Below are 20,586 nucleotides of genomic sequence, written 5' to 3'. Positions count from 1 at the left end.
GTTCCGCTCCCCGGGAGAGAGCGGTGTCCACGGCGTCAGGCGCGGCGGGCCGGCGCCTTGCGTGCGGTGGTGCTCTTGGCGGCGGTGCTCTTACGGGCCGGCGCCTTCTTCGCGGCGGTGGTCTTCTTCGCCGTGGTGGTGGTCTTGCGCGCGGTGGTGGTCTTGCGCGCGGGCGCCTTCTTCGCCGCCGTCTTGCGCGCCGTGGGACGCGTCGAGGCGGTGGTCTTCTTCGCGGGCGCCTTCTTCGCCGCGGCGGTGGTCTTCTTCGCCGCCGCGGTGACCTTGCGCGCGCCGGTGGTCTTCTTGGCCGCCGTCGTCTTCTTCGCGGTGGTCGTCTTGCGGGCCGGCGCCTTCTTCGCGGTGGCGGTGGTCCGGGCCGTCGTGGTCTTGCGGGCCGCCGTGGTCTTCGTCGCCGCCGCTGTCTTCTTCGCCGCCGTGGTCTTCTTCGCCGCCGTCTTCTTCGCGGTGGTCTTCTTGGCCGGCGCGCTCTTGGCGGTGGCCCGGCCGGCCGGTGCCGTACGAGCCGCTGTCTTCTTCGCGGTCGTCCTGGTGGTGGTGGCCTTGGCCGGCGCCTTGCGCGCCGCCGACACGACCTTTCTGGCGGCCGCCTTCTTGGCCGCCGCCTTCTTCGCCGGTGCCCGTCCGGCGCCGGCGCCCGAGGCGTTCGGCGACGCCTTGGTGACCGTCGTCGTCCTGCCCGCGGCGGTCCTCTTCGCGGTCGTCCGTTTCGCGGCCGGGCGGGTGGCCTGCTGTGCTTCGGCCATCTCGGTTCCCTTTCCTGGGGACGTGCTCTCGCCCTCGCGGAGCACGGATCACCTCGACGCGGGCCCTCCCGCGCCGTCTAGCGGCCCTCCCCGGCCCAACGGGCGTCCTCGGCGTCCCACGCGTCGTTCCGCTCCCGCACGGTCTGCAGGGCGTTGTCCGCGTCGGCGGCTGAGGCGTACGGTCCGAGAACGTGCCGCGCGGGACACACGTCGGCATCGGTCTCGACCCGGTGGTGTCGCGTGCACCAGTAGTAGTGCCCACCACTTCCGTCGTCGCTCATGCGATCACTGTGCACCCGGAACCGCCCGGCCGCCACCGGAACGGCACAAATAGTCACGGCCTTCTCCACATTAGACCTGGTCGCGGCGGTTGCGGCGGGGAACGGCGGAACACCCGACAGATGCCTCCGCTCGTCCGAACGGCCCGTCCCCGGAGCCATCCGAGGCGCGGGCCGACGCCGGGCCGGCCCGGCACCACGAGCGGGCCGGCCGGGTGCTGAGCGGGGACGCCCGACCCTCAGGCGGGCGCCGGGACGGGCTCCGGACCGGGCGCGGCGGCCGGCGCCGGGCGGGCCGCCCCGATCGCGTACGCCAGGGCGTAGGGCGTGCAGGCCAGGTGGAACATCGGCTCGACGCGCACCCGGTCGGTGATGAGGAACCGTTCCCACTCGGTCGGCCGGGGCAGCCCGAACGACGAGTCGGTCCAGCAGGTGAACAGCCAGAGCGGCGCGGAGATCCGGTCCACCGCGTCCGGCGGCAGGCCGTCCGCCACCGGCGCGGTGGCCGGGATCGAGGTGACCACCGCGAGCACCACCGCCGCGTCGGCCGCCACCAGCGCGCCGAGCAGCCCCGTCAACCACGCGGCCCGGACCCGGCCCCGGCGCGCCAGGACCCCGGCAGTCCAGAGCGCCGCCGTCAGCAGCGCCAGCCAGAGCAGCAGCCCGGGCACGCTCTCCCAGACGCGGCTCTCGCCCCGGGCGGCGAACAGCGCGAGCGACGCGGTCACCGTCGCGGCGATCGGCAGCACCACGCCGAGCGCGGTGGGCAGCGCCCCCACGCGTACGGTCCGGCGCGCGGCCCGGGCGACGACGAGCGCGAGCGCGACGCCGAGCAGCGCGGTGAGCGCCGACCAGGCCGGCAGCTGCGCGGCGACGGCCCACGGCACGCGCATCTCCAGCCACCCGCGGGCCAGGCCCATCACCACGGCCGCCACCACGAGGACCGCGACGCAGGCCGGCGGCGCGAGCAGCAACACCCCTGCGGTACGCCCCAGCCGCCGCGCCCCGGCCCGCCCGGTCAGTGGCGTGGCCGCCAGGCGCGCCGCCAGGCTCGCGGCGAACCGGACCATCCCCCACCGCTGCCCGGTGCGGGCCAGCTCGTGCAGCTCGGCGTCCCACTCGCGGGCCAGGTCGGCGCGCAGCTCCGCCGGCCACCGGCGCACCGCGACCCGCAGCAGCAGCGCCGCTACCCGCCGGATCACCACGCCGGCACCCCGGCCGGGTCCGCGCCGCCGGCCCGTTCGGAGGGTACGAGGGCACGCAGCTCGGCCAGCGCCAGCCGGGCCGACCGGGTGCCCTCGCCGGTGAGGCGGTAGTAGCGGCGGGCCGGGCGGCCGGCGGTGACCGGGTCGACGTCCTCCCAGTCGGCGGCGAGCCAGCCGGCATCCTGGAGGCGGTGCAGCACCGGGTAGAGCGTCCCGCTGGGCAGGCCGGTGAGCCGCATCAGGTCGAGGCCGTAGCGCGGCGCCCCGGGCTCGGCGAGCAGCGCCGAGAGCACCTTCGCCACCGGAATGGTCAGTCGCACTGGCTCACTCTATCGGATCTCTACATAGCATGGATGCACCGTCTTTCCGGGACGGACGGCGATCGGCGGTGGACGGCGTGGTCCCTCCCGCGGGACCGGTGGCCCGTCCGGAGGGCCCGCTCAGGTGGATCACCGGCGGTCCGTGTGCACCTCACGCCTCCATATGCGAGCCTCGACGGACGAATCCGCTGTCGCGCTTTCAGCGGACAGCGGCCCGAGCTGGGGAGAGAAAATCGTGGGCAACCTTGACATCGCGCTGAAGAACGCGATGGACATCGACGGTGCGATCGGAGCCGCGCTCGTCGACTACACAAGTGGCATGACACTCGGCGTCGCAGGGGGCACCGGCGAGATCGACCTGACGGTCGCCGCCGCCGGCAACACCGATGTCGTACGCGCCAAGCTGCGCACCATCGAGATGCTCAAGCTCGACGACGAGATCGAGGACATCCTGATCACGCTCGGCAGCCAGTACCACCTGATCCGCCCGCTGAGCAACCGCACCGGCAAGGGCCTGTTCCTCTACCTGATGGTGAGCAAGAGCCGGGCCAACCTCGCGATGGCGCGGCACCAACTGCGCATGATCGAGGAGAGCCTGGAACTGTGAGCCGGGTGGACGACCTCCCCCGCCGTGCGCGCGCCCAGACCGGCACCCTGCCGCCACCACGCGCGCTTCCCCCCTCACTCGCCGGCAACCCGGCGCTGCCGTACCCGGCCATCGCACAGGAACTGTCCGCGCTGCGGCTGCAGATCCCCGGCGTGCACGGCTGCGTCCTCGGCGGCGTCGACGGCCTGCTCGTCACGCACAACCTGCAGAACGGCGCCGACCCGGACGACCTGGCCGCGCTCGCCGCCACCACGTACGGGCTCGGCCGTCAGGTCGGGATCCGGCTCGGACAGGGCGACTTCCAGCAGTCCACGGTGCGCAACGCGGGCGGCTACCTCAGCGTGTACGCGATCAACGGGCAGGCGCTGCTCGCCGTGATCGGCACGGACAGCATCAACGTGGCGCGGCTGCACCTGCACGCCCCGGCCACCGCGGCCAAGCTCGCCGAACTGCTCGACGGCGTCAGCCCGGCCACGTCCTGACGTACGCCGGTCGTCCACCCGGTCCCACCCGTCCGGACCGGAGGCGGCCGGCGTACCCCGGGGTTGTCCGGCTCGTGCGGCGCGGCGCGTCAGATGCCGAAGCGGCCGGCCCACGCGGTCACGTCGGTCACGGTGGCGTTGCCGCCGCAGACCACCAGGCCGATCCGGGCGTCGCCGCCCACCCGCTCGATCACCCGGCGGGCGGCGGGCAGCAGACACCCGGCGGCCGGCTCGGCCCACACCTTGGCGTGCTCGGCCAGCTCGAGCGTGCCCCGCACCGCCTCGGCGTCGGAGACCACGAGGACGTCACTGACCAGCGCGGTCACATGGTCGTAGGTGAGCTGCGAGACGGTCGGCGCGCTGAGCGTGGTGACGATCGACGACAACGGCACCTCGACCGGCCCGCCCTTCGCGATCGCCTGCGACATCGCCTGCGCGCCCTCGGTCTCCACGCCCCAGACGCGTACCCCCGGCCGGCGCGCCCGCAGCGCGGCCGCCACACCCGAGATCAGCGCGCCCCCGCCGATGCTGACCAGCACGTCGGTCAGCTCACCGGCGTCGTCGGCCAGTTCCAGCCCGACGGTGCCCTGCCCGGCGAGCACGATCGGGTCGTCGAACGGGTGCAGCAGCGTCACGCCCTCGTCCCGCAGCCGGTTCATCAGCGCGAACGCGCCCGCCATGTCCTCGGTCAGCCGCACGTCGGCCCCGGCCGCACGGGCCACCTCGACCGCGCGGGCGGGCGCGGTGCGCGGCATCACCACAGTCGCCGCCACCCCGAGCGCGCCGGCCATCACCGCGACCGCGATGCCGTGGTTGCCGCCGCTGACCGCGACGACCCCGGCCGCCCGCTCCGCGTCGTCGAGCGCGAGCAGCTTCGCCGCCGCGCCCCGGGCCTTGAACGATCCGGTACGTTGCAGCAGCTCCAACTTGGCGGTGACCGGTACGCCGAGCAGCTCGGTCAGTCCCGGGCTGGGCAGGGTCGGGGTGTGCACCACGACGTCGGCGATCCGGTCGGCGGCCGCCTCGATGTCCGCAAGCTCGATCACCACCGCAGCGTGCCACACCGGCCCCTGGCACCCGCGCTCGTCCCCGCCGCCGCCCACGCTCGTCGCCCGTGCCCTCGCGGCCCACGCTCGTCGCCCGCGCTCGTCGATCTTGGAGTTGTGGCGCCCAGAACACCCCTGTTCGCGAAGTTCGGGAGGTGCCACAACTGCAAGATCGATGGCTGGAGCTGAGGGCGGCCGTTCGGTCGCGGTCAGGCTCGGGTGGCGGCCACCTCGGCGTCGCTGCGGAGGATGCAGAACTCGTTGCCCTCCGGGTCGGCGAGCACCACCCAGCCGGTGCCGTCGGTCTCCCGCCGGTCGGCCACCACTGCCGCGCCCAGCCCGGTCAGCCGGGCCAGCTCCTCGTCGCGCGTCCCCTCGGCGGGGCGCGTCGAGGTGGATACGGTTCTTGACCTGCTTCGCGTCCGGCACCTCGATGAACAGCAGCCGATGCCGCCCGTCCCGCGAGTAGATCATGCACTCCTCGTGGCCCGGCTCGTTCGGGTCGTCCGGGTCCTCGCGGTAGTCGAGAACGCCTGCCCACCAGCGGGACAGGGCATAGGCGTCGGCACAGTCCACGGTGGTGTGGGACACGTAGGAGGTCACCACTCGATCATCGCAAGTCTGGAGGGAGATGTTCCATCACGCCCAGGGCGGGTATTCCCGACCGTGCGTATCGACATTGACGAGCCGATGGCCGCAGAGCTGTTCTGGGAGGGCATGCGGGAGGTGGCAGCCGCCGCCGCCCGGCATCAGGACGACGACCTCTACCGGGCGATCGTCAAGATCGGCCGGGGTGCGCTGGCCCAGGGCAGCGAGTTGGTGCCGCAGTGCGGGCTGTTCCTCCAGTGCCCGGTCTGCGAGGCGGTGGCGGGTCAGCGGTGCATCAACGTGCCGAGCCACCCGCTCCGCGACGCCGTCCTCCATCCGGAACGCATCGAGCTGGCCGAGATGGCGCTGAAGGGAGAGGCGCCGCTTCCCCCGCCGCTACGGAACGAGTGAGCCGGCCGACCGGCTGAGTGCGCCCTTCCAACTGAAACTCCGCCGTTCGTGCCCGCAGGCTTGGAACCACTTGAGACAGAACGTTCACTCTTTCCGATTCGGTCGATGCAAAGTTTGTCGATGTGATCTAGCGGGTTAAAAAACCACATTCATCAGCGAATCGCAAGCAAAAGAGTCCACGGCTTATCCTTGATCTCTAGTCGCCGGTTCACCGTGCACCTCACCCATCGAGAGCCCGCCCGAAATCTCGCCGGCCTGGACGACGTGGCCGCCTGCCTTGCCCGACATGATATTGGTGACCCGCTCGTCGGAGTGCTGCACCTGGACCAGCTGTCCCCAGTTTTCCTGGAGCGTGCTCTGAAAAGTGGCGTCTTCGGATTGCGCCGAATCGATGAGCTTGGCGAGCAGATCGATTTCGGGCGAGGAAAGGCCTTCACTCTCGGCCTTCGCCAGAAGCGCGGATCCATCTAGATCGCCAATGAGCCTCTTCCGTACCGCCGCGACCAGTTGGCTCCACTTTTCGGCCCCCCGGCCGACAGCGATTTCGGTTCCCTTAGTGGCAATCCCTGCGGCGATGGCCAAGCTGATCGGATCCATTCGTCACCTCCTGACTCGATCGATTCGGCGGCTCAGCCGGCGGCTGACTGGCTCTGGTGCCGGCCGAGCAGCTGACGAAGCTCCGGGCTTCGGATGTCCCCGAGCTGCTCATACAGCGATAAGGACTCCTCCCACGCCACAATCCCTGCCGCCGTTTTGCCGTCCGCGGTGTACACGTGTCCCAGACGTTCGAGCGTTTCGGCCTGTCCGACGATGTGACCGATCTTTCGCCGGCATTCTAATGCCTGCTCGTAGGAGTCGGCGGCGATGTTGAACTCATCGAGTGTCTCGTGCACGGCTGCGATGAGGTGCCATGCGTGGCCTTGCCCGAAGGGGTAGTCGATTTCCTGGTGCAGGTACAAGGAGTTTCTGGCGTTCAGGATCGCTTCGCGATGTCGGCCCTGACGGAGGTAGAACTCGCCGAGGCAATGCATCGTCGTTGCCTCGCAGTAGCGGTTCTCTGTTCGCCGGTGAAGATCGAGGGACGCGATCAACGCCTGTTCGGACTCTGCGAGCCGACCCACCTTCTCGTATACCGCAGCCAGATGATGAAGCGTCTGGCCTTCTCCGTACGGGTCGCCAAGGCGTTGTCTAAGCTCGAGTGCCCTGGTGAAGTGGGTGAGTGCGACGTCATACTCGCCGAGTTCCTTCGCGGCGATTCCCAGGTTGCTCTCGATCCATCCCTCGGCGAACTCGTTGCTGCATTGACGGGCAGCTGTCAGTCCTGCGGTGAGGCATTCGACGTAGTCCGACCAATGGCTCCGGAGACGGAAGAACGTGAAGGCGAGGAGGGGAGTGCGCCAAGCCAGATCGTCCAGGCCACTTTCGGCGGACATCCTGGTGATGGCCATCAAGTTGACCCTTTCAAGCTCGAACCAGTTCAGGACGTCCTGCGCGTTGGTGAAATCCGGCACTTCGGACGGCGGTGCGAGGTCGTCGATCTCGGGACGCCTCCGGTGCTCGTTGAGTATTCGATCGCCATCAGCACTGACGTACAGGTAATACCCAACGAGGCGCTTGATACTTTCTTCCCGCTCCGGGCCGAGGGTTTCCTTGCTCAGCTCGCTCGCGTACAGTCTGACGAGGTCGTGGAAACGATAACGGCGCAGGTGAGGCTGCTCCAGGAGATGAAGGTCGACGAGCGCGGAAATTTGACTTCTCGCATGCGTCAGGCTGACATTGAGAAGCGCGGCGGCAGCCAACAAATCGAATCCCGGACCGGGGTGCTGACCGAGGACCACAAATGCCGCCTTGCTCGAGTCGGGGAGCGCGGAATAGGACCAGGACAGCACGCTTCTGACGCATGCCCGATCGTCATCGGTGCTACTGAGCGCCTCCAGCCTGTGCTCTCGGATTTCCGAAACAGCTTCCATAAGCGAGTCGTAGGGAGACGCCGTGAATCGCTGGGCGGCGATCCGAAGAGCGAGGGGGAGTTTGCCGCACAACTGTGTCAACTCCTGTGCGGCCGTCGGTTCAGCGCTGACCCACTGCGGGCCGATCGTTTTACGCAGAAGCTCGATGGACTCCTCGGTGCTGAGGAGTCCCAACCGGATGCGGTGGACTCCTTGGAGCGCCTGAATGCCGGAGAGTAGGCTGCGGCTAGTCACCAATACGAAGGACTGGGGCGACCCAGGTAGCAATTCGGCCACCTGCTCCGTCCGTGCCACGTTGTCGAGAATGATCAGGACCGTCTTCTCTGCGGTGATGGACCGGTACAGCGATGCTTGCTCGTCGATGTCCAGAGGCACCTGCTTAGGTGCGACACCCAAGGCACGAAGGAGCTGACCCAGGGCTTCCGGAGGTGTCATCGGCGATCGCGAGTGGTACCCGCGGAGATTGAGATAGAGCTGGCCGTCTGGGAAACGGGCGCGGACTCGGTGCGCCCACCGCAGTGCGAGTGCGGTCTTTCCAATCCCAGCACTGCCGGCGACTGCACTGACCAGGACTGCGGGTTTCGAGCCGATCGATGCGATTTCCAGCAACGCGTCTAGTTCCGCCAACTCGGAGTCTCGGCCGGTGAAGTGTGCCGGATCGGCAGGGAGTTGCCGAGGTACCGGTGTGGCTGGCTTATCGGGGTTGTGGATGTGAACGGCGCCAGCTTGGACGACGTTCCCCCCGACATCGCCGCTGACCGAGTTGAAGACAACCTGACTGTCACCGTCTCGGCTGGAGTGGCCTTCCAGCGGCGCGACAACCTTGGGGGGGTCGGTTGACTCCGCCATGGCCGCTCCTCGGGGTGCACCGGTATCGAACGCCGAGCGTACCGAAGCCATCACGCATAATCGATCCGCTCGCCCGAAGCCGACAGTCTTCTCATCGTGCGCACGGTGACTGTTCGGCTCCGACGTGGCTTTAGGCGAGGACAGCAGCCCACGCTGGCGGCGTGGACTTGTAATCCGTTGAGTCACGAGCGGTGGCCCTTAGGGTGGCCCTCAACGCCCAAGCTTCGCGGTCCACTCGGGGGTTAGCCGCTCGATCGACGTGGATGACGTGCGGACGCCATGGCACGGCAACCCGATTCCGGATCTGCCTCATTACACGCGCAGGTCGCAGATCGGTTGGCGGAGGACTGACGCTCGGGTTCACGGGGTCGGCGGCGGTCGTCCACCTGATGACCGACGAGGGTGCCGTGTCCCTGCTGGCCGCCGATGAGCCTGCGGACACGGATGCCGAGGTACCGGTGCTGGACGACCCGGTGGAGTTCACCGCGGACGTCGTTCTCGACCTCGAACGCGCCTGGCAGGTCATCGAGGGTTTCATTCGCACAGGTGATACCGGCCGGGCAGGAGAGTGGCGCGAGTTGTAGCGCCGGCGGCCACGGCTCTGGGCGACGTGCGAGGAGGTGCTACAACGAACTCGTCCCGAGGACGCTGGGAGGGCCGGGAATGGCGAGCCCGTTCGGCCGGCGAGAACTCAAGCTGGTCCTGGCGGTTGTCCTGGGCACCCTTGTGGTCGGCGGCGGGATGCTGCTCCACGCTCGGCTGACCGCGGCGATCGACGAGCGGGTACTCGCCGGCGCCGAGACGACCGGCCGGGTGGTGCACGTCGAACGGTTCAAGATCAGCCGATCGTTCGCCGCCACGAGGTTGACCGTGGACTACACGTTCGACGGCGTGCGGCACCGGGAGCGGTTCTCCAGCGAACTCGACGAGAGCGAGTTCCACGTCGGGGACGTACTCGATGTCCGCGTCGACCGGACGGATCCGACCAGGGCTGCCACGCCTGACGGGTACGCGACGGAGGATCTTCTCCTGCAGGCGCCGACCGTGCTGGCAGCCCTGGGCCTCGTCGTGATCGTGATCTCGCTCGCACTGATCAGAAGCCCTCCCCGGCTCGAGTAGGCCGGACACCTCATCAGGCCATCTGGTCCGGTGGAGCGGCTGCCCGCCACTCCGCGGTGACACACAGCTCATCGACGGTCCAGCGGCCGGCTGTTTCACCGTCGCGTAGGACCGACCGCACCCGTGGCAGATCCGCTGTCGGCGGAACATCGAGGAAGACAAATCCAAACATGCCCGCCCCGCTCACCTCCAGCGGGGCGAGGTCGGCCAGGACGACATCCTTGAAGTGTGCGACATCGGTGTTGTCAGCTCTCGAGACGCGGATCGCGCAGTAGCCCGATGCCGCGATCTTCTCCTTGACCAACCACTGGCCGTCCCGGTCCCGCTCAATGCGAAAGACGTCGTGCATCGCGGCGTCGAACGCACCCCATGGCGCCCTTGGCAACCGCACCTGATTCGGCGCCACCAGTTCCGCGCCCATCCCCATGCTCGTCGCATTACTGCCGGACGGTATGGAGAACCACACCTGCACCCACCCGTCCGGCAGGTCGAGCATCATCTTTCTCCTTCCGGCGATCGATCAACATCCGACACCCGCTGGGCACGCCGGATCACTCGTCGCAACACCAGGCCACTCGGGTAGTAGTCGCCCTCGGCAACGGATCGGGGAGCAGGAACCGCACCGCGAGAGGCAGCAGAGCAGGCACGCCGATCTCTTGCCCGAGCATGATGCGCAGGTCTTCGACCGTGAACTCAGCCAGCGGCTTGCGTCGCAACTCCGTGCAACGTCGCACAAGGGACGTGGCGTTCGGGCCGGCGTCCGACCAAACGTCTCGGTCAACCTGCTCGATCGTCGTCACGGCGGCCAGGGTAATCGGCATCCACGTTGGGCGGGTCCGGCTGGCTCGTGCAGGCGACGCGCGCGAGCGACGGCACTGGAAGACCAGCCCCGAGCCGTGATCACGGCTCTGAGCCGGTGGGCGACGGACGAGTCGACCTGTACGCCGGATTCTGTGCCCGGCACGCCCGTAGGCGCACCGGCGGCGGCCATCCATCTCGGCCTGCCGTTGCCGGCAGGCTCCAGCGGCCTACCCGCAGACATCGGGCGGGCAGCCCTCAAGCGTCTGCGCGGGTCGTCATCTTGCGGTGACGGCCCTTTCTTGGCCTTGCTCCGGGTGGGGTTTACCGAGCCACCCCGGTCACCCGGGGTGCTGGTGGGCTCTTACCCCACCGTTTCACCCTTACCGTCCCGTTACGGGCCGGCGGTCTGTTTTCTGTGGCACTGTCCCGCGGGTCACCCCGGGTTGCCGTTAGCAACCACCCTGCCCTGTGGAGTCCGGACGTTCCTCGGCGACGGGCCGGAGCCCGTCGACGCGACCGCCCGGTCGACTCGTCCGTCGCGCCCTCATCCTAACGACGCATCCGCCGCGCCCATTTCCGCCCCGGCGGGCCCAGCACGGGTCGACGCCGTGACACAACGAGGGCGTACTAGCCTCGGGGGACCATGGATCTCTCCGACGCCGCGCTCCTGATCGCCGCCGGTCTCGCCGCGGGCACTGTGAACGCGGTGGCCGGTGGTGGCTCGCTGATCACGTTCCCGGCGATGATCGCCACTGGCCTGCCGCCGGTGGCGGCGAACGTCTCCAACTCCGTGTCGGTCTTCCCCGGGTACGTGGCGAGCGTGGCGGGCAGCCGGGTTGACCTGCCGCGCGGGCGGGAGTTGTGGTCGCTGCTGCCCACCGCCGTACTCAGCACGATCGCCGGGTGCGCGCTGCTGCTGGCCACCCCGGCGCGCGCGTTCGAGCTGGTGGTGCCGTTCCTCGTGCTGGGCGCGACCGCCGTACTCGCGTTCCAGGGTCCGCTGCGCCGGCTGGTCGGCCATCCGGAACGGTTGGGCGCGCGCCGCCGTACCGTCACGGTGCAGACCATGGTCGCGGTCGGCACCGTGTACGGCGGCTACTTCGGCGCGGCCCTCGGGGTGATGCTGGTGGCCGGGTTGGCGCTGGTGCTCGACGCGACGCTGGCCCGGGTGTCGGCGGTGAAGAACCTGCTCTCGGCCGTGGTGGGGCTGACCACGCTCGTGGTGTTCGCCCTGTTCGGCCCGTTGAACTGGGCGGCCGTCGCGGTGGTCGCGCCGGCCACCCTGTTCGGCGGGTACGCGGGCGCGCGGCTGGCCCGCCGGCTTCCGCAGGTGGTGCTGAAGACGGTGATCGTGGTGTTCGGCACGGCCATCGGGTTCTACCTGCTGTGGCGGGCGCTGACCTGACGCCACCGGGGCGGGCCGGACCAGGCCCGGCTGGACCGGGACCGGTCAGTAGGCCTCCCCCACCGGCTCCTCCGGTGCGTGTTCGGCGCGGCGGGCGGCCCGGTTCCAGATGACGCGTTCGCCGTAGCCGGCCGCCATCAGGTGGCCGAACGCGAGGTACGCGAGCAGGCCCGCGGCGAGCACCCCGAAGCCGACCCAGAACGGCAGCGCCAGGCTGTGCTCGGCCAGCTTGCCGGAGATGATCGGCGCGGGCGCGGCGGCGCCCCAGCGGACCAGGTTGAACGCGCCGGTGGCGACGCGCCGGTCGGCGGAGCCGAGCCCGAGCGCCAGGTCGGTCAGGTTGGCGTTGGCGAGGCCCATGAACAGGCCGGCCACGACCAGCACGACGAGCGAGACGGCGGTGCCGGTGGAGGTGGCGAACGCGACCATGCAGGCCAGCAGGCCGAGCAGGGCGACGCCGACGGTCTGCACGGCGCCGATGCGGTGGGCGAGCCGGTGCCCGAGCACCAGAATGCCGGCGGCCAGGCCGAGGCCCCAGCCGGTGAACGCCAGGCCCAGCGGGATGACGTCGAGGCGCAGGAACAGCGGCGTGTAGCCGAGGACGACGAAGAAGACGAAGTTGTACGCGGCGGTGACCACGCACAGCGTCACGAACGCGGGCTTGCGGTACGTGGCGAAGATCTGGCCGAGGCGTACCGGCTGTTGCTTGTTCGCAGGTTCGCGCAGCTTGCGGGCGGCGACGCCGAGCGCCAGCACCATGAACATGCCGCAGACGAAGAACGGCAGCCGCCAGCTCACCTCGCCGAGCAGGCCGCCGATCAGCGGGCCGACGGCGAAGCCGAGCCCGAGGGCGGTCTCGAACAGGCCGACCACCCATTCTCTGTCGTTCGCCAGGTTGACCAGCACCACCATGGCGGTGGCGAAGAACATCGCGTTGCCCAGACCCCAGACGCCGCGCAGCACGGAGAGCTGCACGATGTCGTTGCTGAACGAGGCTCCGATCGCGGCCAGGCCGACGACGGAGACGCCGGTGACGAGCACCGGCTTGAAACCGAACCGTCCGCTGGCGAGCGTCGCCGGGATCATCCCGACGGCCATGACCGCGATGTACGCGGTGAAAAGCAGCTCGACCTGCCAGGCGGTGACGCCGATCGCCTCGCCGATGGCGGGCAGGATCGGGTCGACGACGGCGATGCCGGCGATGGCGAGGAACGCCACGAGCGTGGTGGCGTAGATGGCACTGCGGTTGGGCTCGGATCGGCGATCCACTCCGCAACCTCCCAGATAGCTGTATCGTACAGGCATTTTCCCTGTATCATACAGTCATGAGCGAGGACGTCCACGCCGCCGAGGCCACGCTGGGCCGGATCGAAACCGAGGTCGCGCTGCTGATGCGCCTGGGTGAGGCCACCCGCCGGGGCACCGGCACGACGGAGCACCGGTTGCTCGACCGCGCCGCGTACGTGATCCTGCGCCACCTGGACGCCGCCGGCCCGCAGAACGTCTCGGCGCTCGCCGCACGGCTGAGCCTGGACGGCTCGACAGTCACCCGGCAGGTCTCCGCGCTCCAGCGCGACGGGCTGATCTCACGTACCCCCGACCCGGCCGACGGGCGCGGCACGGTGATCTCCGCGACGGCGGCCGGGCTCCAGCGGATGGCCGCCGTCCGGGCGGCCCGCACCCGGCTGTACGGCGACATCCTCGCCGCCTGGCCCGAGGCGGACCGGGAGACGCTCGCGGAGATGTTGCACCGCCTCAACGAGGCGCTCGACGCGCGCAACCGCCGCCGCTGAGGTGTTAGGAAGGGCCCCTTTCAATGCACGAGGCGTTAATAAGGGGCCCTTCCTTTCATGCCACGGGCTCGCGGGCGGCGTCGGCGGAGGGCGTGACGCGCGGGTCGCCCTCGTCGGCGAAGTAGTCGTCCGGCGTGGTGTGGTCGGGTCCGTCGGCCACCTTCGCGGCACGCAGCACCAACGTGAGCAGCGCGGCCACCACCAGGTTCACCAGCACCGCCACGATGCCGACGTAGATGGTCTTCGGCGTGTCGAAGCCGAACTTCTCCAGCGGGAACGCCGAACCGGCGAAGTGCTTCTTCCCGGTCGCCGGGTTGCCGATCTGGTACAGCATCCACATGCCGAGGCCCATGCCGGCCGCCCAGCCGGCGATCAGCGCACCCCTGTGGAACCAGCGGGTGTAGAGACCCAGCGCCACCGCCGGCAGCGTCTGGAGGATGATCACGCCGCCGATGAGCTGCAGGTCGATGGAGAACTGCGGGTCGAGGAAGACGATGCAGGCCACCGCGCCGACCTTTACCACCAGCGAGGTGATCTTCGAGACGTTCGCCTCCTGCGCCGGGGTGGCGTCCCGCTTCAGGTACTCCTTGTAGATGTTGCGGGTGAACAGGTTCGCCGCCGCGATCGACATGATCGCCGCGGGCACCAGCGCGCCGATGCCGATGGCGGCGTACGCCACCCCGGCGAACCAGTCCGGGAACTGCTGGTCGAACAGCAGCGGCACCACCGTGTTGCCGTCGGTCGTGCCCTCCTTCGCGCCGGGCAGCGGCTTCACGTTCGCCGCGATGGCCATGTACCCGAGCAGCGCGATCAACCCCAGCAGCAGGCTGTACGCGGGCAGCGCGGACATGTTCCGCTTGATCACGTCGCGGTTCCGGCTGGCCAGCACGCCGGTGATGCTGTGCGGGTAGAGGAACAGCGCCAGCGCCGAGCCGAACGCCAGCGTCACGTACTGGATCTGGTTGTTCTGGTTGAGCAGGATGCCGTCGCCGGGCGCGGGTGACGCCTGGAACTTCGCGTCGGCCGCGTCGAAGATGGCGCCCCAGCCGCCGAGTTTGTACGGCAGCCAGATCACCGCGACCAGGATCACGATGTAGATCAGCGAGTCCTTGACGAACGCGATCAGCGCCGGGGCGCGCAGCCCTGACTGATAGGTGTACGCGGCCAGGATCGCGAACGCGATGATGATCGGCAGGTGCCGGGCCAGCGCGCTGTCCCCGGTCACGCCCATGGTCTTGAGCACCGCCTCGATGCCGACCAGTTGCAGGGCGATGTACGGCATGGTGGCGACGATGCCGGTGATCGCGACCAGCAGCGCCAGGATCGGCGAGCCGAACCGGTTGCGGACGAAGTCGGCCGGGGTGACGAACCCGTGCCGGTGCGAGACCGACCAGAGCCGGCACAGCACCAGGAACACCAGCGGGTAGATGACGATCGTGTACGGCACGGCGAAGAAGCCCGCCGCACCGGCCCCGAAGATCAGCGCCGGGACCGCCACGAACGTGTACGCGGTGTAGAGGTCACCGCCGACCAGGAACCAGGTGATCCAGCCGCCGAAGCTGCGCCCGCCCAGTCCCCACTCGTCCAGGTGGGCCATGTCGGTCGGTCTGCGCCATCGGGCCGCCACGAAACCCATGGCGCTGACCAGCAGGAACAGCAGCGTGAAGACGATGATCTCGGTGAGGTGGTCCCGCCACATCAGTGGTCACCCCGCCTCTTGGTCATCTGGTAGACCAGCGTGGTGGTGCCGACGCCCAGCAGGATCCAGACCAGTTGCAGCCAGTAGAAGCGCGGGAAGCCGAACAGCCGGGGCGAGTCGGCGTTGAACAGTGCCGGGATCAGCGGCACCACGATCGGGATGAAGAGCAACCAGTTCCAGGGACTCTTGTCCTTCGCCCTGGATCGCGCCGTGTCGAGCGCCTCCGGTTCCGGTTCGGACATGTGACACCCCTCCGGGCATTCGTAGCGGGCCATGTGACGGCCGGAGGCTACGACCCTGTGACGGGGGTCACGTCCGATCGGGTGATGTCGATGCGCCGAACGGCCGCCGGCATGCGCCGAGCGGCCGTCAGACGTCCGTGAGGTGGGAGGTGTCGTTGACCGAGCGGACCGCGACGCCGCCGTCCGGGTACAGGTCCAGCACCGAGATACCCGCCGTGTCCAGGTAGAGCCGGTGCAGGAACGCGTCGCCGGCGGCGAGCGCGTCGCGCAGCACCAGCTTGATCGGCGAGACGTGGGAGACCACCACGACCGTCTCCCCCGGGTACGCCGACCGCAGCCGGTCGACCGCCCGCCCGGTCCGCTCGGCGACTGTCACGAACGACTCGCCCTTCGGCGGCGCGACCCTCGTGGAGGCGAGCCAGGCGTCCAGTTCGGCCGCCCAGCCCTCGCGTACCTCGGCGAACGTGTGCCCCTCCCAGACCCCGAAGTCGCACTCGATCAGGTCGTCGTCGGTGCGTACCGGTGGGTTTCCGACCTGTGCGGCGACCGCCTCGGCGGTGGCCGTACACCTCGACAGCGGGGAACTGACCACCGCGGCGACGGATGGCGCCAGCGCGGCCACCCGGGCGGCGGTGGCCCGGGCCTGGGCCCGGCCGCGCTCGGTGAGCGGCACGTCGCCCCGGCCGGAGTAGCGCTTCTGCACGGTGCGCTCGGTCTCGCCGTGCCGCACCAGGATCAGCCGGGTGGCCTCCTCGGTGGGGCGCGGCTCCCAGGAGGCGGGCGTGGTGGCCGGGTCGGTGCCGGTGGCGCGCACGACCGCCGCCTCCCGCGCCTCGGCCTTCACGGGGGTGGCCGCCGGTGCCGCGCCCGAGGCGGCGGCGTCCATGGCCGCGTTGGCGAGGGCGTCGGCGTGCCGGTTGCGCTCCCGGGGCACCCAGGTGAACCGTACGGCGGTGAAGCGGCTGACCAGCCCGGCCGCCTGGGCGGCGAGCGGACGCAGCCCGGGGTGCTTGATCTGCCAGCGGCCGCACATCTGCTCGACCACCAGCTTGGAGTCCATCCGCGCCTCGACCTCGGCCGCGCCCAGCTCGGCGGCGGCCTCCAGCCCGGCGATCAGGCCCCGGTACTCGGCCACGTTGTTCGTGGCAGTACCGATCGACTCGGACCGCTCGGCCAGCACCTCACCGGTCTCCGGGTCCCGGACCACAGCGCCGTAGCCGGCCGGCCCGGGGTTGCCCCGGGAGCCGCCGTCGGCCTCGATCACCACCGCGCGCACCGCCACGACGGCTACAGCCCCGACTCGTTGGTCCGGACCATGATCCGCCGGCACTCCTCGCAGCGGACCACGTCGTCCGGGTCGGCCTTGCGGATTCGGGCCAAGTCGGCACCGGACATCTCCAGTCGGCAGCCGCCGCAGCGGCCACCGGTGAGCAGCGCGGCGCCCATGCCGGTGTCCTCGCGGATCTTGTCGTAGAGGCTGATCAGGTCCGCCGGGAGGTCACCGGCGAGCGGCTGGCGGGCGGTCCGCTTGAACTCCTCCTCCTTGGCGATCTCGGCGAGGGTCTCGTCGCGGCGCTGCTCGGTCGCGGCGCGGCGCTCGCGGGCCTCGGCGATCCGGCTCTCGACGCCGTCGAGCACACCCTGCGCGGTCTCCCGCTGCTCCATCAACTCCAGCTCGGCGTCCTCCAGGTCGCTCTGCCGGCGGTTCAGCGAGACCAGCTCGTGCTGGATCGCCTCCAGCTCGCGGGCCGGGCCGCTGCCCGAGGTCAACCGGGCCTCGTCCTTGCTCTTGCGCGCCCGCACCTGGTCGACGTCCTTCTCGATCCGGGCGATGTCCCGGTCCAGGTCGTCGACCGCCACCTGGGCGCGGACCCGCTCGTCCTCCAGCGCGGACAGCTCACGCGCCAGCGCCTCCAGCTCGGCGCGTTCCGGCAGGGTGCGGCGGCGGTGCGCGAGCTGGGCCAGCGCGGTGTCGATCGCCTGGAGGTCGAGCAGGCGGCGCTGCACCTTCGGGTCAGCCTTCACGTCGGGGCTCCTTGTCGTCCGGCCGGGGCGCGGCGGCGTGCACGGTCCACGGGTCGGTGTCCAGGTCGGACACCACGGTCTCGACGTCCAGCTCGGCGGCCAGGTAGGCGGCCAGGTCGTCCAGCCAGGGTCGCTCCGTCGCCCAGTGGGCGGCGTCCAGCAGCGCCGGGCCGCCGGCGGCGAGGTGTTCCCCGGCCGGGTGGTGGCGCAGGTCCGCGGTGAGGAACGCGTCCACCCCGGCCGCGGTCGCCTCGGCGAGGAAGCCGTCCCCCGAGCCGCCGCTGACGGCGAGGGTACGAACCATACGCCCGGGATCCCCGGCGGCGCGAACTCCCCAGGCGGTGACCGGGAGCACGGCGGCGGCCAGCCGGGTCAGCTCGGCGAGCGTCATCGGGGTGGGCAGCTCGCCGATGCGGCCGATGCCCCGGCCGGGCCCGGCAGCGGGCGAGCCGGGGCGGGGCGGGTGCAGCGGGCGCAACCCGGTCAGCCCGAACCGGGCGGCGAGCGCGTCGGACACGCCGGGATCGGCCACGTCGGCGTTGGTGTGCGCCACGTGCAGCGCGACGTCCGCCTTGATCAGCCGGTGCACGATCCGGCCCTTGTACGTGGTGGCGGCCACCGAGGAGACGCCGCGCAGCAGCAGCGGGTGGTGCGCGACGATCATGTCCGCGCCGGCGTCGAGCGCCTCGTCCACGGTCTCCGGAACCACGTCCACCACGCAGGCGACACGGCGTACCGGGTGGTCGGGCTCGCCCAGCACCAGGCCGACCCGGTCCCACTCCTCGGCCCAGGCGGGCGGATAACGGCGGTCCAGCGCGGCCACCACGTCGGCGACGGTTGTACTCACGGGCGGCCAGCTTACCGGCGTCCGCGCCGATACACGCCGAGCGCCGCCGGGCGCGGCCCCCGGCATCTGCCGAGGGCCGTACCCGTCGCGACTCTCAGCCGACCGGGGCGACCGGCCGGTCCGCGCCGCGCAGGGCGGCCAGGCCGGCGTCCCAGGGGAAGGCGTCCGCGCGCCGGTCCCCCGTGCCGGGCGGATGCAGGCGTACGACGTGGTCGCCGAACACCACCCGGACGCCCCACTGCGCCAGCCGGTCGATACTGGCCCGGAACGCCGGGTGCGCGGCCATCGCCTCGTTCGTGTACGGGACGGCCGCGATCGGCACCCCCATGCCCTGCGCCTCGACCAGCAGGCCGAGCGCCAGGGTGTCGGTGATGCCCACCGCCCACTTGTTGATCGTGTTGACGGTGGCCGGGCACACCAGCATGGCGTCCGCCGGGGGTAGCACGTCCGGGTCGCCCGGGTTCTTGTAGTGCGTACGGACCGGATGGCCGGTCTGCCGGGCCAGCTCCGTCCGGTCGACGAACTTCGCGCCGTCCGGCGTGGTGACCACGCAGACCGTCCAGCCGTCCCGCTGGGCGAGGTCGACCAGCCGGCCGACGTGACGGGCCAGCGGCGAACCGCAGGCGATGACGTAGAGCACCCGCCGGTGCCCGTTTGCGGTCTCCGGACCGCTCATACTCCGACTCCCATGTGCTCAGCCAACTCCGCGATCGGCGGAGGCGGCGCACCACGTGTGCGACGGAGAATCTCGGACATCAATTCGTGGGCTATCGGCCGGCACCGGATCTCCGACGGCGCGAGCCGGTCACCGCGCAGCAGCATGTCCCCGGCGTTGGCGACGTCACCGATCTGGGAGTAGCCCCGGGCCAGGTCGAGCAGGTGGTGCGCGCGCCGCTCCGGCAGCAACGCGTTGAACGCGGGCTCGGACAGCCGCATGTGGGTCTCCACCGCCCGGCCGCCGTCGCCCAGCTCGACCGCCGCCGCCGCGCGGTGCAGCTCCAGGTTGGTCGGGCCAAAGGAGGTCCAGTAGTGGTTGTGGTCGCCGCCGAGCATGGTGGCCGCCTCACCGGCGCCGGCGAGCAGGTCGTCCACCGTCGCCGAGTCGCCGATCCGGGCAGCGGCCATCGCGCCCTGGAGCAGCAGCATGCCGTACACGGAGAGCCGTTCCGGGCGGACGTCGTTGTCGCCGCCCGGTGCGAGCCGGCCCGCGATGCGGACGTTGAGTTCCAGCGCCGGGCGGGGGCGGCCCATCGCGACGAGCGCGTTGCAGACGCGCGTGGTGGCGATGCCGGCCAGCAGCGGGTCGTCGGCGCGCTGGGCCACCGCCATCGACCGGTCGGCGGCCAGCCAGGCGAGGTCGCACTCGCCGAGCTTGCGCAGCACCGAGGAGGCGATCTGGTAGACCTGCCCGAGCAGGTGGGCGGCCTCGCGTACCTGTTCGTCGGCGGCGTAGCCGGCGTCCGCCGCCTGGGCGTCGCGCAGCAGCTTGGGCAGCGCGCGGGTCAGCATGCCGTACCGGCCGTACTGGTAGGTGAGCCAGGCGTGGTTCACGGCCTTGCGCATGTCGGCCAGCGGCGGGGGGTAGGGCGCCGCGTCGAAGTAGGCGCTCATGGAGTCGTACCGTTCCAGGGCGGTGCGGATCTCCTCCACCTCGACCTGGTCGATGCAGTTGAGCGCGTCGGTGCGCCGTTCCGGGTCCTTGCCGTGCAGCAGCTGCACGTCGATCTGGAGGATGTCGGCGATCTCGTAGAGAACGGAGAACTTGTCCAGCCGGCGGACGCCGCGCTCCACCTTGTCCACCCAGCTCTTGGACTTGCCGAGCCGGTCGGCGAAGACCTGCTGGGACATCTTGCGGCGACTCCGCCAGTACGCCACCCGCCGGCCTATGGGTAGTTCGTCCATCCCTGCTCCCTCCCCCTCACGGCGCCGGCCGGTCCCCCCACGTCCCTCAGACTCGCGCCGATCGCACAGGTTGTGCGTCCACCGACCAGCCAGTTCTCGTAGTTTTCGTGCAAGTTGCACCGACCGTTAGTCACCTCAACGAGCGTGGGTTACGGCAGTGACGGCTTTCGACGTGTGGCTTGTGGACGGTTCGGGCTTGTGGACGGTTCGGTGGGACCAGAGGGGACGACTGA

At 70.4% G+C, this 20,586-nt stretch carries 24 protein-coding genes, 1 other RNA gene and 1 pseudogene; 7 read left to right on the top strand and 19 right to left on the bottom strand.

The genetic code is table 11. From position 1 onward, the window contains the following. Positions 1–35: 35 nt before the first annotated feature. From O7604_RS17320 to O7604_RS17305, 4 genes are all read right to left on the bottom strand, one after another. Positions 36–764, bottom strand: a complete 729-nt coding sequence (locus O7604_RS17320) for a histone (protein WP_281577116.1) — start codon at positions 762–764, stop codon at positions 36–38. A gap of 77 nt (positions 765–841) precedes the next feature. Further along, on the bottom strand, positions 842–1,045 hold the full coding sequence (locus O7604_RS17315) for a hypothetical protein (protein WP_018787041.1): 204 nt from the start codon (positions 1,043–1,045) through the stop codon (positions 842–844). 236 nt (positions 1,046–1,281) lie between these two features. Further along, complete coding sequence (locus tag O7604_RS17310; RefSeq protein WP_281577115.1) at positions 1,282–2,247, bottom strand: hypothetical protein; 966 nt, start codon at positions 2,245–2,247, stop codon at positions 1,282–1,284. After that, entirely contained in the window at positions 2,241–2,567 is a 327-nt protein-coding gene (locus O7604_RS17305) for a PadR family transcriptional regulator (protein ID WP_281577114.1), read from the bottom strand. Before O7604_RS17305 ends, O7604_RS17310 begins: the two co-directional genes overlap by 7 nt. 235 nt (positions 2,568–2,802) lie before the next feature. Here O7604_RS17305 and O7604_RS17300 point away from each other — a divergent pair, with 235 nt between their 5' ends. Then, positions 2,803–3,174, top strand: a complete 372-nt coding sequence (locus O7604_RS17300; RefSeq protein ID WP_269704765.1) for a hypothetical protein — start codon at positions 2,803–2,805, stop codon at positions 3,172–3,174. Further along, positions 3,171–3,656: a roadblock/LC7 domain-containing protein gene (locus tag O7604_RS17295; protein WP_269704764.1), complete on the top strand. Its 486-nt coding sequence runs from the start codon at positions 3,171–3,173 to the stop codon at positions 3,654–3,656. The genes O7604_RS17300 and O7604_RS17295 overlap by 4 nt, the downstream gene beginning before the upstream one ends. Positions 3,657–3,745: 89 nt before the next feature. On the opposite strand, the gene O7604_RS17290 is transcribed toward O7604_RS17295, so the two are convergent. Then, positions 3,746–4,702 (bottom strand): threonine/serine dehydratase, encoded by a 957-nt coding sequence (locus O7604_RS17290; protein WP_281577113.1) that lies wholly within the window; start codon positions 4,700–4,702, stop codon positions 3,746–3,748. 209 nt (positions 4,703–4,911) lie between these two features. After that, a pseudogene (locus O7604_RS17285) lies at positions 4,912–5,305 on the bottom strand (VOC family protein). Positions 5,306–5,368: 63 nt separating this feature from the next. On the opposite strand from O7604_RS17285, the gene O7604_RS17280 reads away from it, so the two are divergent. Then, complete coding sequence (locus tag O7604_RS17280; protein WP_281577112.1) at positions 5,369–5,701, top strand: hypothetical protein; 333 nt, start codon at positions 5,369–5,371, stop codon at positions 5,699–5,701. Between the two features lie 183 nt (positions 5,702–5,884). Here O7604_RS17280 and O7604_RS17275 read toward each other — a convergent pair whose 3' ends face one another. Both O7604_RS17275 and O7604_RS17270 read right to left on the bottom strand, forming a co-directional pair. After that, the gene (locus O7604_RS17275; protein ID WP_281577111.1) at positions 5,885–6,298 is read right to left on the bottom strand and encodes a hypothetical protein; all 414 of its coding nucleotides are present in this window, start codon (positions 6,296–6,298) and stop codon (positions 5,885–5,887) included. A gap of 32 nt (positions 6,299–6,330) precedes the next feature. Continuing rightward, positions 6,331–8,520 (bottom strand): tetratricopeptide repeat protein, encoded by a 2,190-nt coding sequence (locus tag O7604_RS17270; protein WP_281577110.1) that lies wholly within the window; start codon positions 8,518–8,520, stop codon positions 6,331–6,333. A gap of 389 nt (positions 8,521–8,909) precedes the next feature. Between O7604_RS17270 and O7604_RS17265 the strand changes: the two genes are divergently transcribed. Further along, positions 8,910–9,104: a hypothetical protein gene (locus tag O7604_RS17265; protein WP_281577109.1), complete on the top strand. Its 195-nt coding sequence runs from the start codon at positions 8,910–8,912 to the stop codon at positions 9,102–9,104. 79 nt (positions 9,105–9,183) lie between these two features. Further along, entirely contained in the window at positions 9,184–9,639 is a 456-nt protein-coding gene (locus O7604_RS17260) for a DUF3592 domain-containing protein (protein ID WP_281577108.1), read from the top strand. 13 nt (positions 9,640–9,652) lie between these two features. Here O7604_RS17260 and O7604_RS17255 read toward each other — a convergent pair whose 3' ends face one another. From O7604_RS17255 to rnpB, 3 genes are all read right to left on the bottom strand, one after another. Continuing rightward, positions 9,653–10,138 carry a DUF4265 domain-containing protein gene (locus tag O7604_RS17255; protein ID WP_281577107.1) on the bottom strand — a complete coding sequence of 162 codons (486 nt, stop codon included), beginning with the start codon at positions 10,136–10,138 and terminating at the stop codon, positions 9,653–9,655. Between the two features lie 52 nt (positions 10,139–10,190). Continuing rightward, positions 10,191–10,439, bottom strand: a complete 249-nt coding sequence (locus O7604_RS17250) for a contact-dependent growth inhibition system immunity protein (RefSeq protein ID WP_281577106.1) — start codon at positions 10,437–10,439, stop codon at positions 10,191–10,193. Between the two features lie 124 nt (positions 10,440–10,563). After that, an RNA gene (rnpB, locus tag O7604_RS17245) (RNase P RNA component class A) lies at positions 10,564–10,972 on the bottom strand. 111 nt (positions 10,973–11,083) lie between these two features. On the opposite strand from rnpB, the gene O7604_RS17240 reads away from it, so the two are divergent. Beyond that, a complete protein-coding gene (locus O7604_RS17240) occupies positions 11,084–11,845 on the top strand; it encodes a sulfite exporter TauE/SafE family protein (protein WP_281577105.1) in 762 nt (253 codons plus the stop codon). A 45-nt stretch (positions 11,846–11,890) separates the two neighbouring features. Here O7604_RS17240 and O7604_RS17235 read toward each other — a convergent pair whose 3' ends face one another. Continuing rightward, entirely contained in the window at positions 11,891–13,114 is a 1,224-nt protein-coding gene (locus O7604_RS17235; protein ID WP_281577104.1) for an MFS transporter, read from the bottom strand. A gap of 56 nt (positions 13,115–13,170) precedes the next feature. Here O7604_RS17235 and O7604_RS17230 point away from each other — a divergent pair, with 56 nt between their 5' ends. Further along, positions 13,171–13,638, top strand: a complete 468-nt coding sequence (locus O7604_RS17230) for a MarR family transcriptional regulator (RefSeq protein WP_269704751.1) — start codon at positions 13,171–13,173, stop codon at positions 13,636–13,638. A gap of 55 nt (positions 13,639–13,693) precedes the next feature. Here O7604_RS17230 and O7604_RS17225 read toward each other — a convergent pair whose 3' ends face one another. The 7 genes from O7604_RS17225 to O7604_RS17195 form a co-directional block, all read right to left on the bottom strand. After that, on the bottom strand, positions 13,694–15,337 hold the full coding sequence (locus tag O7604_RS17225; protein WP_281577103.1) for a sodium:solute symporter: 1,644 nt from the start codon (positions 15,335–15,337) through the stop codon (positions 13,694–13,696). Further along, positions 15,337–15,579: a DUF3311 domain-containing protein gene (locus tag O7604_RS17220; protein WP_281577102.1), complete on the bottom strand. Its 243-nt coding sequence runs from the start codon at positions 15,577–15,579 to the stop codon at positions 15,337–15,339. Before O7604_RS17220 ends, O7604_RS17225 begins: the two co-directional genes overlap by 1 nt. A 127-nt stretch (positions 15,580–15,706) precedes the next feature. Further along, positions 15,707–16,861: a bifunctional RNase H/acid phosphatase gene (locus O7604_RS17215; protein ID WP_281577101.1), complete on the bottom strand. Its 1,155-nt coding sequence runs from the start codon at positions 16,859–16,861 to the stop codon at positions 15,707–15,709. A gap of 5 nt (positions 16,862–16,866) precedes the next feature. Next, entirely contained in the window at positions 16,867–17,604 is a 738-nt protein-coding gene (locus O7604_RS17210; RefSeq protein WP_281577100.1) for a C4-type zinc ribbon domain-containing protein, read from the bottom strand. Then, on the bottom strand, positions 17,594–18,430 hold the full coding sequence (locus O7604_RS17205; RefSeq protein ID WP_281579973.1) for a Nif3-like dinuclear metal center hexameric protein: 837 nt from the start codon (positions 18,428–18,430) through the stop codon (positions 17,594–17,596). Before O7604_RS17205 ends, O7604_RS17210 begins: the two co-directional genes overlap by 11 nt. Positions 18,431–18,545: 115 nt before the next feature. Continuing rightward, positions 18,546–19,127, bottom strand: coding sequence for a flavoprotein (locus O7604_RS17200; RefSeq protein WP_281577099.1), 582 nt, complete (start codon positions 19,125–19,127; stop codon positions 18,546–18,548). Then, complete coding sequence (locus O7604_RS17195; protein ID WP_269704746.1) at positions 19,124–20,353, bottom strand: helix-turn-helix domain-containing protein; 1,230 nt, start codon at positions 20,351–20,353, stop codon at positions 19,124–19,126. The genes O7604_RS17200 and O7604_RS17195 overlap by 4 nt, the downstream gene beginning before the upstream one ends. Positions 20,354–20,586 lie beyond the last annotated feature (233 nt).

The organism is Micromonospora sp. WMMA1947 (assembly GCF_027497355.1).
GTDB lineage: Bacteria > Actinomycetota > Actinomycetes > Mycobacteriales > Micromonosporaceae > Micromonospora.
Note: the sequence above shows the minus strand (reverse complement) of the source record. Positions and strands in the feature narration are given on the sequence as shown.

Excerpts from the sequence above, each read along its gene's own strand:
- O7604_RS17265 (WP_281577109.1), top strand. The coding sequence starts at position 8,910 with ATGACCGACGAGGGTGCCGTGTCCCTGCTGGCCGCCGATGAGCCTGCG.
- O7604_RS17240 (WP_281577105.1), top strand. The coding sequence starts at position 11,084 with ATGGATCTCTCCGACGCCGCGCTCCTGATCGCCGCCGGTCTCGCCGCG.
- O7604_RS17275 (WP_281577111.1), bottom strand. The coding sequence starts at position 6,298 with ATGGATCCGATCAGCTTGGCCATCGCCGCAGGGATTGCCACTAAGGGA.
- O7604_RS17200 (WP_281577099.1), bottom strand. The coding sequence starts at position 19,127 with ATGAGCGGTCCGGAGACCGCAAACGGGCACCGGCGGGTGCTCTACGTC.
- O7604_RS17315 (WP_018787041.1), bottom strand. The coding sequence starts at position 1,045 with ATGAGCGACGACGGAAGTGGTGGGCACTACTACTGGTGCACGCGACAC.
- O7604_RS17255 (WP_281577107.1), bottom strand. The coding sequence starts at position 10,138 with ATGATGCTCGACCTGCCGGACGGGTGGGTGCAGGTGTGGTTCTCCATA.
- O7604_RS17195 (WP_269704746.1), bottom strand. The coding sequence starts at position 20,353 with ATGGACGAACTACCCATAGGCCGGCGGGTGGCGTACTGGCGGAGTCGC.
- O7604_RS17260 (WP_281577108.1), top strand. The coding sequence starts at position 9,184 with ATGGCGAGCCCGTTCGGCCGGCGAGAACTCAAGCTGGTCCTGGCGGTT.
- O7604_RS17230 (WP_269704751.1), top strand. The coding sequence starts at position 13,171 with ATGAGCGAGGACGTCCACGCCGCCGAGGCCACGCTGGGCCGGATCGAA.
- O7604_RS17320 (WP_281577116.1), bottom strand. The coding sequence starts at position 764 with ATGGCCGAAGCACAGCAGGCCACCCGCCCGGCCGCGAAACGGACGACC.
- O7604_RS17220 (WP_281577102.1), bottom strand. The coding sequence starts at position 15,579 with ATGTCCGAACCGGAACCGGAGGCGCTCGACACGGCGCGATCCAGGGCG.
- O7604_RS17270 (WP_281577110.1), bottom strand. The coding sequence starts at position 8,520 with ATGGCGGAGTCAACCGACCCCCCCAAGGTTGTCGCGCCGCTGGAAGGC.
- O7604_RS17225 (WP_281577103.1), bottom strand. The coding sequence starts at position 15,337 with ATGTGGCGGGACCACCTCACCGAGATCATCGTCTTCACGCTGCTGTTC.